At 37.8% G+C, this 12,853-nt stretch carries 14 protein-coding genes and 1 pseudogene; 7 read left to right on the top strand and 8 right to left on the bottom strand.

The genetic code is table 11. The features are described 5' to 3' along the window. Window positions 1–24: 24 nt before the first annotated feature. Together rpsB and tsf are read left to right on the top strand one after the other, a co-directional pair. Window positions 25–792, top strand: a complete 768-nt coding sequence (gene rpsB, locus EL17_RS07640) for a 30S ribosomal protein S2 (protein WP_035072311.1) — start codon at window positions 25–27, stop codon at window positions 790–792. Between the two features lie 135 nt (window positions 793–927). Then, window positions 928–1,758 carry a translation elongation factor Ts gene (tsf, locus tag EL17_RS07635; protein ID WP_035072309.1) on the top strand — a complete coding sequence of 277 codons (831 nt, stop codon included), beginning with the start codon at window positions 928–930 and terminating at the stop codon, window positions 1,756–1,758. Between the two features lie 250 nt (window positions 1,759–2,008). Here tsf and EL17_RS07630 read toward each other — a convergent pair whose 3' ends face one another. The 4 genes from EL17_RS07630 to EL17_RS07615 all read right to left on the bottom strand — a co-directional run bounded on the left by EL17_RS07630 (window position 2,009) and on the right by EL17_RS07615 (window position 3,718). Beyond that, complete coding sequence (locus EL17_RS07630) at window positions 2,009–2,392, bottom strand: hypothetical protein (RefSeq protein ID WP_035072307.1); 384 nt, start codon at window positions 2,390–2,392, stop codon at window positions 2,009–2,011. A gap of 318 nt (window positions 2,393–2,710) precedes the next feature. Further along, window positions 2,711–3,172, bottom strand: coding sequence for a hypothetical protein (locus EL17_RS07625; RefSeq protein ID WP_035072304.1), 462 nt, complete (start codon window positions 3,170–3,172; stop codon window positions 2,711–2,713). Continuing rightward, complete coding sequence (locus EL17_RS07620; protein WP_035072302.1) at window positions 3,163–3,468, bottom strand: hypothetical protein; 306 nt, start codon at window positions 3,466–3,468, stop codon at window positions 3,163–3,165. The genes EL17_RS07625 and EL17_RS07620 overlap by 10 nt, the downstream gene beginning before the upstream one ends. Window position 3,469: 1 nt before the next feature. Continuing rightward, window positions 3,470–3,718 (bottom strand): hypothetical protein, encoded by a 249-nt coding sequence (locus tag EL17_RS07615; RefSeq protein WP_035072300.1) that lies wholly within the window; start codon window positions 3,716–3,718, stop codon window positions 3,470–3,472. A 241-nt stretch (window positions 3,719–3,959) separates the two neighbouring features. On the opposite strand from EL17_RS07615, the pseudogene EL17_RS07610 reads away from it, so the two are divergent. Then, a pseudogene (locus EL17_RS07610) lies at window positions 3,960–4,241 on the top strand (translation elongation factor Ts); the annotation flags it as partial. 95 nt (window positions 4,242–4,336) lie between these two features. Here the strand turns inward: EL17_RS07610 and EL17_RS07605 are convergent. Next, window positions 4,337–5,626 carry an aminopeptidase P family protein gene (locus EL17_RS07605; RefSeq protein ID WP_035072298.1) on the bottom strand — a complete coding sequence of 430 codons (1,290 nt, stop codon included), beginning with the start codon at window positions 5,624–5,626 and terminating at the stop codon, window positions 4,337–4,339. Between the two features lie 116 nt (window positions 5,627–5,742). Between EL17_RS07605 and EL17_RS07600 the strand changes: the two genes are divergently transcribed. The 4 genes from EL17_RS07600 to EL17_RS07585 are packed head-to-tail and all read left to right on the top strand — an operon-like array spanning window position 5,743 to window position 10,269. Further along, on the top strand, window positions 5,743–6,978 hold the full coding sequence (locus tag EL17_RS07600; RefSeq protein WP_035072296.1) for a M16 family metallopeptidase: 1,236 nt from the start codon (window positions 5,743–5,745) through the stop codon (window positions 6,976–6,978). A gap of 2 nt (window positions 6,979–6,980) precedes the next feature. After that, on the top strand, window positions 6,981–7,625 hold the full coding sequence (locus EL17_RS07595; protein WP_035072294.1) for an O-methyltransferase: 645 nt from the start codon (window positions 6,981–6,983) through the stop codon (window positions 7,623–7,625). A 10-nt stretch (window positions 7,626–7,635) separates the two neighbouring features. Continuing rightward, on the top strand, window positions 7,636–9,222 hold the full coding sequence (locus tag EL17_RS07590; RefSeq protein ID WP_035072292.1) for a LysM peptidoglycan-binding domain-containing protein: 1,587 nt from the start codon (window positions 7,636–7,638) through the stop codon (window positions 9,220–9,222). A gap of 54 nt (window positions 9,223–9,276) precedes the next feature. Next, entirely contained in the window at window positions 9,277–10,269 is a 993-nt protein-coding gene (locus tag EL17_RS07585) for a DUF3078 domain-containing protein (protein WP_035072290.1), read from the top strand. On the opposite strand, the gene EL17_RS07580 is transcribed toward EL17_RS07585, so the two are convergent. The 3 genes from EL17_RS07580 to EL17_RS07570 all read right to left on the bottom strand — a co-directional run bounded on the left by EL17_RS07580 (window position 10,266) and on the right by EL17_RS07570 (window position 12,773). Then, window positions 10,266–10,751 carry a hypothetical protein gene (locus tag EL17_RS07580; RefSeq protein WP_051719870.1) on the bottom strand — a complete coding sequence of 162 codons (486 nt, stop codon included), beginning with the start codon at window positions 10,749–10,751 and terminating at the stop codon, window positions 10,266–10,268. The two genes, EL17_RS07585 and EL17_RS07580, sit on opposite strands and share 4 nt — an antisense overlap. A gap of 77 nt (window positions 10,752–10,828) precedes the next feature. Further along, window positions 10,829–11,974, bottom strand: a complete 1,146-nt coding sequence (locus tag EL17_RS07575; protein WP_035072286.1) for a DNA polymerase III subunit gamma/tau — start codon at window positions 11,972–11,974, stop codon at window positions 10,829–10,831. 91 nt (window positions 11,975–12,065) lie between these two features. Next, window positions 12,066–12,773, bottom strand: a complete 708-nt coding sequence (locus tag EL17_RS07570; protein WP_084166150.1) for a DUF481 domain-containing protein — start codon at window positions 12,771–12,773, stop codon at window positions 12,066–12,068. Between the last annotated feature and the right edge of the window lie 80 nt (window positions 12,774–12,853).

The raw sequence follows: 12,853 nt of genomic DNA, 5'->3' as shown, positions 1-12,853 counted from the left end.
TTTTAAGATACACACATATATATAATGGCTAATATTGAATATAAAGACTTACTGGATGCTGGTGTTCACTTTGGACACTTAACAAGAAAGTGGGATCCGAGAATGGCACCATATATCTTCATGGAGAAGAACGGTATCCATATCATCGACCTTAATAAAACGCTCGTTTGCCTTGAAGAAGCATCCAACGCAATCAAGCAGATCGTAAGATCAGGAAAGAAAGTAATGTTCGTAGCTACCAAAAAGCAGGCGAAAGACTTAGTGGCTGAAGAAGCTAGGAGATTAAACATGCCATACGTGACCGAAAGATGGTTAGGTGGTATGATGACAAACTTCGCTACTATCCGTAAGTCTTTAAAGAAGATGTCTACCATCGATAAGATGCAGAAGGAAGACGCTTATACAAACCTTGCCAAAAAGGAGCGTTTGATGATCTCTAGACAGAGAGAGAAACTGGAATCAGTTTTGGGCGGTATCGCTGACCTGACCAGATTACCTGCTGCACTTTTTGTAGTGGACATCAAAAGAGAACACATCGCTATTTCCGAAGCAAAAAAGCTTGGTATCCCTGTTTTCGCATTGGTAGATACGAACTCTAACCCGAATGAGGTAGATTTCCCTATACCAGCCAATGATGATGCATTCAAATCCATCTCTTTGTTAATTAAAGCTTTTGGTACAGCTATCGAAGAAGGTCTTTCTGAAAGAAGAAAAGACAAAGACGATGCTAAACTTTCTGAAGAAGAAGAAGCTAAAAAAGCTGTAGACACAGAAGCAGAAACAAAAGAGTAATCCACTATGATTATTTATTGACGTGAGATTGAACATACGGTATCCCTACCTATGTTCAATTTTTCGTTAATACCCCCGACATATCAACCCCAGCGGTTTTACTAAATAATTATCACATTTAAACTTCCTATAATAATGGCTATTACTGCACAAGAGGTAAACAAACTAAGACAAATGACCGGCGCCGGTATGATGGACTGTAAAAAAGCCCTTACCGAAGCTGAAGGAGATTTTGAAAAAGCTGTTGATATCCTTAGAAAAAAAGGTCAAAAAGTATCTGCTTCCAGAGCAGACCGTGAAACTAAAGAAGGTGTGGTAGTAACTAAAGTCAGCGATAATAACACCACCGGTATCATTCTTTCTTTGACCTGCGAAACTGACTTCGTAGCTAAAAACGAAGAGTTCGGTTCATTCGCCAACAATATCCTTAGCCTGGCAGTAGAAAACAACGCTACATCCAAAGAAGAAATCCTTGCGCTTCCTTATGATGATATCACCGTAGGTGAAAAAATCACTGAAATGACAGGTAAGATCGGTGAGAAAATCGATATCAGCCATTTTGAAATCGTGAAAGGTGAAGCAGTTACTCCTTATATCCACTCCAATGGTAAATTAGGTGTATTGGTAGCTTTGACAAATGCAAACGGCTCTGACGTAGAAGAAGCCGGTAAAGATGTTGCTATGCAGATCGCTGCTATGAACCCTGTAGCAGTGGACAAAGACGGAGTAGACTCTACTACAGTAGAAAGAGAAATCGAAGTAGGTAAAGACCAGGCAAGACAAGAAGGCAAGCCTGAAGAGATGCTTGAGAAAATCGCTATGGGTAAACTGCAAAAGTTCTACAAAGAAAACACTTTGCTAAGCCAGTCTTTCGTAAAAGACAACAGCAAGACTATAGCTCAATACCTTGACAGCGTATCCAAAGGATTGACTGTTAAAGAATTTAAGAGAATTTCTATCGGATAATCCTAATCGATTTAAGATATTAAAAAGGCTGATTCATTATATGGATCAGCCTTTTATTTTACTTTATTCTATAGTCTATAGAAAAACCATGAAGCAACACATCATCAATTATACCCCAGTCTAATATATATCCAAAAGATAACCTGGAAGAAATAGCTGGATTAGTATACCTAAGTGATATTTGAGGGGAAGGACTTGCCTCAAATTCCTTAATATAGGAAGATTGCACATTACCATTATTTTCTATAGATTATAACCTACCAGTTAAAAGTCTACCAGCAAAAATTGATGCGCCTAGACCAAGTGTCAGCTTATCTCTCCCTGTATCCAAAATTATCCTTTCAAAGCCACCCTGGATCCTAAAATTATAATCATACCAAAACACATCACAATTATCCGGATTGATACATCCTGGAACAGTCTCCATACCTAATAAAAACACTGGACTCCATTTTCTAGCTATCTTACTGCTTGGCTTATAACCCAAATGAGCACCTATGCCTAAGGCATATCCTCGGTCAAAGGTATAATTTTGAACAATATTGGCATTGGTTCGGGCAAACCATTCAGAAGAATGTTGGGCTTTAACTTGACTTGTATATAATAGTGTGAGTATAAGAAAGATTTTTTTCATAACTCTTTAATTTAATCTAATAACCTGTGGTGCTACAGTAAATTGAACTTCAAACCCTTTTCTTCCCACATCATATGCCCAAATAGCTACAGGCCCTATAAAATCGTTACCCCTATCAACCAAATAATTACCATTCAATTCACTGCACCTTAACCAAGATTGATTAGTGACTAAAAAAGTACGAGCTCTACTAATAGTAACAGAAGTACTAATTTCCGCTTCTCCATCTGAATTTGTCTGATAAAGAAGAACGGTTTGTTCAATTGAATTAGTAGGTCTTTTGACTCCTATTATTATATTTTGATTATAATTAGATAATTACCAGCCTGTTGCAATTACACCCCCATAAGGAATAAAATCATTTTTCCAATCAAAGTCACCTCTACTTATTTTTTCCCTATCAAAAAATGGTGCTGAAGTTGGATTAGTTCCTAATACCCACATGGAAATTCTATTTGGATGAGGCCACCCTCTTGTATTCCCAGTAATTTTAAAATTTTTCATACTCCAATTTATAATATCAGTATTACTGACATTGGTACAATTAAGCCCTAAATCATAAGGGTAATGAACTGACGGTTGAGGGCTTGGATTACCTCTTCTACCACCATACCAAGGATCTCCTGGATCAACGATCATTTCATCATCATTAAAACTCCCAAATACCACCGTTGGGTTTTCATAAGCATATTCGTCATTGGCATATATTAAATCATTTTCTACAAAAGCAGATCCTGAAGTCCTGAACTGAATAAAATTACCATCTTCATTTAATGCCACTTTAAAACCAGGGGTTCACCATCCCAATCCCGATCTTGTGCCATTCCTTCAAGTTCCATTTCTTCAGTCCACCAAGATACTGTCAGTTCTGTAATTGATTCCGGATCAAAATTGTCATATAGATACGGAGCTAAAACTCCCACATTATTATCATTAATAAAATCAATTAATTCTTGTTCATTAAACTCATCATCTTCTAATAACCTGTAATTTTCTGCATTTTTATAAAATGCAGAAACAATAGCCGATTTTTGTCTTGCAAGTGGGTTATCATTTTCTGTAAATAACAATTTCATATTATACTAAAACATCATTTTCATTTCCCTCAATTTTAGCAAAATCAAACAACTCTCGTCTTGCCTCAGGGTCTTTAAAAACTTCTCCCATAAACAAAGTAAATTCCTTTAGCTTCGTTTCATAAGCTTCACGATCTTGAACAGATAATTTTTGTTTTTTTTGATCTGTAAATTCATCTTGCCCTGCATCTTCACAAGAACTAATAGCTACCAATCCAAAAAAGAGGATAGATAGATACGAGTTTTTCAAGATTTTTTAGTTTATATTATCCAAAATTTTAGTTAATAAATATAATAATTAAAATATTATATTCCAAACGTCATAAGGATAAACTAATCTATAAATAATACAATTTATATTGTAAGATATTGTAAAAATTGAAGATTAAGCTCATCATTAAATACTTTTAATATAATTTTTCATAGATTAAAATTATATTAATAAAATTATATTAAGTATTTAAATAGATCGTATCTTAAGATTATGATATGAAGTCGCGGGCATGAACCCGGTAGCCGTAAATAAAGACGGAGTGGATTCAACTACTGTAGAGAGAGAAATCGAAGTAGGTAAAGACCAAGCCAGACAAGAAGGCAAGCCTGAAGAAATGATTGAAAAAATAGCCATGGGCAAATTGCAGAAGTTCTACAAAGAGAACACTTTGCTAAGCCAGTCTTTTGAAAAAGACAACAGCAAAACCATCGCTCAGTATCTTGACAGCGTATCCAAAGGATTGGCTGTAAAAGAATTCAAGAGAATTTCTATCGGATAATTATATCCAATTTTAGATAATATAAAGGCTGATTCATACGGATCAGCCTTTTTTGTTTTATTTGAGTTTCCAGTCTTCTTGGCAAATTATTCAACCTACCTATTCATCAACTCCTCTATCTCCTCCACCTCTATAGGAATATTCCCCATCAGGTCGAGGTGGCCATCTGGTAGGATTACAATATTGTTTTCTAAACGTATGCCTAATCCCTCTTCTTGGATATAAATCCCCGGCTCTACGGTAAATACCATCCCGGAGGAAATCGGCCCATACATAGTACCCACATCATGCACATCCAATCCCAAATGGTGAGAAGTCCCATGCATGAAATATTTTTTATATAATGGTTTATTGGGATCCTGATTTTTTACATCCGTTTTATCCAGCAGACCTAAGTTGATCAGCTCTGCTTCCATGATCTTGCCGACTTCTTTGTGATATGCCTGAATATTATTTCCGGGCTTCAATATGTCCATAGCAGCCCGTTGTACCCTAAGTACCGCATTATACACATCCTTCTGCCTTTTGGTAAATCTGCCGTTTACGGGTATGGTACGGCTCATGTCCGCATTATAATTGCCATATTCGGCCCCCACATCAAATAAAATGAGATCCCCATCTTTGCAAGGCTGATTATTATCCACATAATGCAGTACACATGCACTGGCCCCGGAGGCGATGATAGGGATATAAGCAAACCCCATACTGCCCTGACGGGTAAATTCATGGATAAACTCTGCCTCTATTTCATACTCCATCACACCAGGTTTCACAAACTGAAGCACTCTTCGGAAAGCTTTATCTGTGATATCACAGGCTTTCTGCAGCTGCCTTAATTCTTCCGGCTCTTTTACTGCTCTAAGTTCATGCATATGGGGTGCTGCCCGGTGATAATGATGTAACGGAAATCGATCTTTAAAGGCTTTGAAGAACCTGGTATCTCTGGTTTCCACCTGAACGTCAGCCCGCAGGTGTTCATTTGTATTGAGGTAAATATTTTCCTGTAGTGCAGCGAGTGTATTAATCACACCGTTAAAATTTTCTACCCACTGGATATTCTGTATGCCTGAAGCTTCATAAGCTTCATCTTTGGTATATTTATGACCTTCCCATATCGCTATATGCTCATTGGTTTCTCTGATAAATAGGATTTCACGCATATCTTCATTGGGAAAATCCGGGCATAGTACTAAAATAGTTTCTTCCTGATCTATTCCTGTCAGGTAGAAAAGATCGTTATTTTGCCTAAACCTCATGGTCCCATCCGCATTGGTAGGCATGATATCATTAGCATTAAAAATAGCTACTGAATTGGGTTTTAATTTACTGACGAGCTTCTGTCTGTTTTTTATATAAAGAGACTTATTCAGTGGTGTATATCTCATAAACTTTCTAAATTATATGTATGTTCGGTACTTAAAATTAACATATTTATCCCCCTCAAAAAAATATCCGGATAAAGTCTGTTATTTTTGTCATATTGATCGCCGGAATATCACACATGTCATATAACATTAAAGAGTTAGCAAACGGAATACGCATCATTCACCAAGAAATAACCCACACCCGACTGATCCATTGCGGATTTATTTTAGACATCGGGAGTAGGGACGAAACCAAGGAACAGGAAGGTATAGCGCATTTTTGGGAACACATGGCCTTCAAGGGTACCAAAAAAAGAAAAGCATTTCACATCCTAAACCGCTTGGATTCTGTAGGTGGTGAGTTAAATGCCTACACTACCAAAGAAAAAATCTGCTTTTATTCCAGTATTTTAAATCAGCATTTCAACAAAGCTGCTGAACTGCTTTGTGACATCACCTTCAACAGTACCTTTCCGGAAAATCAGATCAACAGAGAAAGACAGGTCATACTGGAAGAGATGTCCATGTACAGAGACTCCCCGGAAGATGCCATTCAAGATGATTTTGATGCACAGATATTTGAAAACCATGCCCTCGGCAGGAATATTCTTGGCAGGGAAGAAACGGTCAGCAAGTTTACCCAAAAGGACTTTTTCGATTTTGTCTCTTCGAGGTTAGATACTTCGAAGATTGTTTTTTCAGTAGTTGGTAATATAAGCTTCTCAAAAGTACTGAAGCAGATAGAAGGATTTCTTACTAATATACCAGTGAAAAAAAGACTATACATCCGCAGCGGATTCTCCAATTATCAGCCTATTCACAAAACAGTCGAAAAAGATATCACACAATCACTCTTTGCCATTGGGAAACCTGCTATTAGCCTTTATCACCCTGATAGATTTAAACTCTATCTGTTAAATAATATCCTTGGCGGCCCCAGCATGACCAGTAGGCTTAATCTCGCATTACGGGAAAGGCATGGCTATGTCTATAGTGTGGAATCTACCTATCAGGCATATACAGATACCGGATTTCTAGGCATATTTTACGGCACCGAAGAAAAAACCGCCGCTAAAGCCAAAAAGCTGGTTATGAAAGAACTGGCCAAACTGAGAAACCAAAAACTGGGCTCTATGCAAATACATATGGCCAAAGAACAAGCGGTAGGTCAGATGGCCATGGCTGAAGAAAACTATGCCTCATTGATGCTTATTTTTGGCAAAAACCTGCTTGACCAAAACAAAGTAACAGAGCTGGATCAGATATTTAAGATTATCAAAGAAACTTCAGCAGAGCAGCTTCAGGAATTGGCAAACGAATATCTAGCTGAAGAAGATTTTAGTTACCTTACTTATTTGCCTAAGAAATATTGATTATGGAATTTATAAGCCAAGAACTACTAGAGTATTGCCAGGAACACACCTCTCCAGAAGATGATCTGCTGCGGCACATCATAAGAGAAACCAATGCGAAAGTACTCATGCCCAGAATGCTTTCGGGACAGCTGCAGGGAAAAGTCCTCGAATTATTTACTAAAATGCTTAATCCTGACGTTATTCTTGAAATCGGTACATACACCGGTTATTCTGCCGTTTGTATGGCCAGAGGATTATCAAAAAATGGAAAACTGATCACACTGGATATCAATGATGAACTGGAAGAGATGGTACGGGGCTTTTTTCATAAAGCAGGTCTAACCGAAAAAATAGAATACAGACTCGGCAATGCCCTTGAACTAATCCCACAATTAGAGGAAGAGTTTGACATGGTATTTTTAGATGCAGACAAGATAAATTATGGTAAGTACTATGATCTGGTGATAGATCGGGTAAAGAAAGGAGGAATTATTCTAGCTGACAATGTACTCTGGTCCGGCAAAATATTGATTAGCCCTGATAAAAAAGTAGATAAGGACACGAGAGCCATACTAGATTTTAATAAAAAGATCCATGAGGATCCTAGGGTAGAAAATGTACTTTTACCTATAAGGGACGGTATATTTATGGCCCGAAAACTATAAGTTTGTAAATATGATCATCAATAGATTACTAATAGTCCTAACCCTGTGTTTTTTTACGGTAAAGGGATATGCTCAGGTGCCACAGGTGCCAAGTCAACTAAAGTTTGCTGACCTTACCCTACGTCTAAACCAACATGCCCAAAGAGAAATCCAGCAGGATGTAGATGCATTATATCGTAATCAGACCTATTTTAAGATCAAATTGGACAGGGTAAACTTATATATGCCTACCATAGAAAGGGTTTTGCGGGAAGAAGGTCTTCCACCTGATGTAAAGTACCTGGTTATCCAAGAAAGCAGTTTAATTTCAGATGCTGTATCTACCTCCAATGCGGTGGGTTTTTGGCAATTTAAGCAGGGTACTGCTGAAGAAGTATTTATGCGTGTGGACAACCAAATAGATGAAAGAAAAAACATTGTAGCCTCCACCCGGGGAGCAGCGCTGTATCTCAAAAAACATAACCGCTATCTGGATAATTGGATGTGCGCTGTAGTCTCCTACCAAATGGGCCTCGGGGGAGCACGGGGATACTTTGGTGAACAGTATTCAGGTAAAAAAGTAATAGACATAGACAAAAACAGCCATTGGTATTTTAAAAAATTCCTAGCCCATAAAATCGCCTTTGAAGGTCAGATAGGACAGCTCGTAAGTAATGGTAGCTACCTGGAAGAAATGGTGGTACACGGCCCCACAGACTTGGGGAGGATATCCTCCACCATTGGTGTAAGTGAAAATCACCTTAAGGAATACAATAAGTGGGCCACCAACGGTAAGATCCCGGCAGGGAAACCTTATACGGTAGTTTATATCAGAGAAGGAAGTGCCCCTATTAGACCAGTACTTACCTCCAATGAACCTGCATCAACACCCTCACAGGTAAACTATATCCCATCTAAGCAAAACAAAGCTGGATACCCAAATGTAACGGGCAATACCAGCAATGCAGGAAAACCTAATCAGATAAAAGTAAACAGCATTAAGGCAGTGCAGGCCCAAAAGACCGGCAGTCAGGAAGCTTTAGCAGAGGAAATAGGCATCCGTGAAGGAAAACTAAGGAGAGTAAACGATCTAAAGAAAAAGGATAAAATAGTAGCTGGTAACTATTATTATACAAAAAGGAAAAAAGGTAAATCAGACGCCGAAGAACACATCGTACAGCCTGGAGAAAACTTATGGCAGATTTCCCAACGATATGGAATAAGATTACATTCCTTAAAAGCCAAAAACCGTATTTATAAAGATGCCGATCTTAAGACAGGTATGGTCCTAAAGCTGAAGGATTACAGAAAGAGAAACGAGGATATCGAAATAATCCAGCAAAAGCAATTCGCCTCCCCCCCACAGATAGCACAAAGGAATGAAAGAGAGGTCACCATACACCAACCTCCAGGACAAACTCTTTCTCCATCTGTACAGGCCTCTGCACCTGTGAACAGTACGCGGAGCCAGGCCATTTATCACAAAGTGACCCAGGGTGAAACCTTATATGCATTGTCAAAAAGGTATAATGTAACTGTGGATCAACTCCGCCAGTGGAATAATATGAACACTAACAGTATTTTAAGCGTAGGACAGCAGATAGTTATCAGAAAATAGATAAATTTGTAATGATAAATTCTAAATGCTTTGATTGATATAACTTATAAGTTGATGTTGCGGATCTTTGGGCTTTTTTTACTTTTATTTTTAATAAGTGAAACTACCGCCATAGCGCAGGATTTGGGCAATATCAAAGCTGATACTGTATTTATAGATGGGGACACGCTTATCATATTAGGTGATTCACTCCTTATCACACCTGAAGCTCAACCAGTATATTGGGAAAAAGGTGGGAATTTTAACCTTAGCATACAGCAGGTAAGCCTTACTAACTGGTCCGCAGGGGGGCAGAGTTCATTGGCGTTAAATACCGGCATTACTTTGTTTGCCAATTTTAATAAGGACAATAAAATATGGGACACTAAACTAACCGTAAGTTATGGTTTCAACAGGCAAACAGAACGTAATTTTCCCACCAGAAAAACCAATGACAATTTTATCTTTATAAGTAAATATGGTCGGGAGCTTTCTCCCCAGCTTTATCTGTCCACTCAGATTGATGCCCGTACACAGTTGCTAAAAGGGTATAGGTATTTTAGACCAGCGGCACAAGAAAGAGAACAACGCACCCTCATTTCTGATTTGTTAAGTCCCGCTTATATCCAATCGTCCACGGGGCTTAACTACCAAAAAGAATTTAAAAATAAAGATATGGTTTCGGTTATACTTTCACCGTTTACGGGGAGATTTACCGTAGTACTTAATGATTCATTGAGCCGGGCAGGTGCTTTCGGGGTAATGCCCGGGGAAATGGTGAGACCAGAAGCAGGTATATCATTAGGTTCTTCGGCTAAACTGACGCTTATGGAAAACATATCATGGAGAGCTGATTTAAACCTCTTTTCCAACTATGAAAGGTTAGGAAACATGGTTGTCAATTTTAATTCTATACTTAACATGAAAATAAACCGATTTATCACCACCCGTATAGAAACCATTCTTATCTATGACGAAAATGTATTTATTGAAATGGAAGATGGTACCAAATCAAGGGCTATCCAACTTCAAAACCTCATAAATTTTGGTTTGGGAATAGACTTTTAAAAATCAGTTTCTAAACCAAATCTTTTCTGTAACTCCTTCAGAGCAGGTGATTTCTCCCTTAGGTAGTTCAGCTTATCAGTAGAAGTGTAAAGTTTTTTACCTGGATTTATAGCTTCTGAGTTGATTTCAAAATTCAGATCAATTTTGTAATTATTGAGTTTTTTTCTCAACAACTTGAGAATATCCGGCTTTGCTTTATTAAAAATATCCTTTTGGATTTCACCGATCAGCTTAAAAACCGCTACATTATCCCTCAGATCAAATGGTTGCTTTAATACAGCCAGCTCCATACTCCTTCCCTGCTCTTTATAGTCATATATAATATCATTGACTACGCCCTGTACCTTATAAAAATCAAACACTTCCTCCTCCTGAGAAACCTCCTCCAAAGCATTATATACGGGGGTATCTGTTTCAATGGTTTGCGTAGGCGCCTCGTGAATTTTTCTGGTCACTTCCATAAGGTTGGAAGGTATGGCCATGGTTTTTTTTATAGGGGTTTGCTTTTGAGCAGTAATTGACTTTGAGGCTTCCTTTTGTTCTAATGGCTCAGGGATACTCAGTTTTTTTTTTTTGATTCTTCCTGTGCCAATGCCGCTAAGTTGATCGCCTGAGGAAGTTTTGCCAGTTTCATGAGTGCAAGTTCCACATGGAGGCGCTGGTTTTTACTGGATTTATAATTTATATCACATTGGTTACAAACATTCAGAGCAGAAAGTATGAATGAAAGGCTTGAGCTGGAAGACTGTTGAACATATCTTTCCTGAGCATTTTCCGATACTTGCAACAGCATCACAGTAGCAGGATCTTTACAAACCATTAAGTTTCTGAAGTGCTCACTTAGTCCTACTATAAAATTGTGTCCATCAAAACCCTTCTTCAGAATTTCATCAAAGATCAGTAACGTCTCACTAATACTTTCATTTAAAAGTGCATCAGTAACTTTGAAATAATAGTCATAATCCAATATGTGTAGATTGTCTATTGTTTCATGATAGGTCAGTTTATTGCCTGCAGAATAAGTTACGATAAGATCAAATATGGACAGCGCATCACGCAGAGCTCCGTCAGCTTTGGTAGCTATCAGACGAAGAGCCTCTTCTTCATATGCTATGGTCTCTTCAGAGGCTATGTATTTTAAATGTTCTGCTATATCTTTAATCTGTATCCTGTTAAAATCAAATATCTGGCATCTGGAAAGGATAGTAGGGATAATCTTATGTTTTTCAGTGGTGGCTAAGATGAAAATTGCATATTTAGGGGGTTCCTCCAGGGTTTTAAGAAAGGCATTAAAGGCCTGGGTAGAAAGCATGTGAACCTCATCTATAATATATATTTTATAGTTACCTTTTTGAGGGGCATACCGTACCTGCTCCACCAGATTTCTTATATCGTCTACTGAATTATTTGATGCTGCATCTAGTTCATGCACATTGAAAGACGCATTCTGATTGAAGGCTTTACAGGAATCACATTCATTACATGCTTCGAAGTCCGCAGTCAGATTTTCGCAATTGATGGTTTTGGCAAGAATTCTAGCGCAGGTAGTCTTACCTACGCCTCTAGGTCCACAAAACAAAAAAGCCTGGGCCAAGTGGTTATTCTTAATCGCATTTTTTAGGGTGGTGGTAATATGCTGCTGACCTACCACACTTTTAAAGTTGGATGGTCTATATTTTCTGGCCGAAACTACGAAATTTTCCATTACTGCAAGATATAAAATTATTCTAATACCAGCGTCTTAACCTATTAAATTCATGGTACGGTTCCATTTAAAACCTTGATATAATGGGAGATTAAAAATCAATGGAAAGCCCGGTTCTGAAATTAAAAATAACATTGGTAATAGGAACTATAGGTCTATCTTCATATGCCAAATCAAAGGAGTTGGTTAGGGATAGTCTGTCCGTCAATCTGGTATTAATGATGGTGGAGCTGCTGATTCTGTTTCTAAACCGCTCTATGTTCCGGTCATATCCCACTTGATAATAATTGACTAAATTTATGTCCACATATTCATTCAGGGTGGCACGAAGAGAAAAATAATTTGAGCTCTTTAAAAAATTCACTTCCTCTATTTCTTCAGAATGAGGATGCTGCCACCTTTCATGTTCATACATGCCCCCTACCCCAAGTATAAGGGTGATTTTTTCATTCTTAACTAAATTATACCTAACCGCACCACCGCCGATCCATCTGGGATCCAGTCCTCTAAAATTATCAAATGAATACTGGACAAAAGTTTCATAATTTAGTCTGTTCTCTCTAAGGAAATTGATTCTCCCATGAATAAAGCCAAAATTAAGGAAATCACTATCATTTATTCTGAGGTAATCAAATTTAGAAACAAATATATATGCATGCTTTTTAGGATAATAAATGGCGTTAACATCTAGATTATACCCAAAAAGATTCACCGGTTCATCTGCTGCTGCACTGCGGTTATAGACATTTAGCCCAAATGTAGTCTTGAACATGAAGTTCCTGGAAGTATCTTTCTCCATCCTTAACCTCTCTATGTTAAGTATCTGAGCTTCTGTTGAAATGTATGATAAAAATAAAATTGACAATATAAGTATAATAT

The organism is Anditalea andensis (assembly GCF_000714815.1).
Lineage (GTDB): Bacteria > Bacteroidota > Bacteroidia > Cytophagales > Cyclobacteriaceae > Anditalea > Anditalea andensis.
Note: the sequence above shows the minus strand (reverse complement) of the source record. Positions and strands in the feature narration are given on the sequence as shown.